The organism is Aeromonas sp. ZOR0001 (genome assembly GCF_000801015.1).
In the GTDB taxonomy this organism is placed as follows: domain Bacteria; phylum Pseudomonadota; class Gammaproteobacteria; order Enterobacterales; family Aeromonadaceae; genus Aeromonas; species Aeromonas veronii.
This window is the reverse complement of the sequence record NZ_JRJY01000072.1, coordinates 1-240: the sequence shown is the minus strand read 5'-3', so window position 1 is coordinate 240 and position 240 is coordinate 1. Positions and strand designations below refer to the sequence as shown.

Below are 240 nucleotides of genomic sequence, written 5' to 3'. Positions count from 1 at the left end.
TGGTGATCTGATCACCACCATCCTCTTCAAGTCTGCATCATGGGTCACCAACTGGCCTCAATACAACAAGTCTTTGCTTAACCGTGGTTCACTCACCTTCTGGGTTGATGCCGAGGCCATGCGTAACTGGTTTCACCACGACCATCATAGGCGGCGGGGACGCAGCCAGCTCTACACCGACCAAACCATCTCTACCTTCCTGATGCTCAAGGGGATTTTCAGCCTCACGCTTCGCGCAAC

Annotated in this window: 1 protein-coding gene; it reads left to right on the top strand. The window is 53.8% G+C overall.

The window, feature by feature from the left end:
* Nucleotides 1–19 precede the first annotated feature (19 nt).
* Nucleotides 20–240: transposase (locus L972_RS09215; RefSeq protein WP_197058095.1), on the top strand; the 221-nt coding region annotated here is incomplete at its 3' end.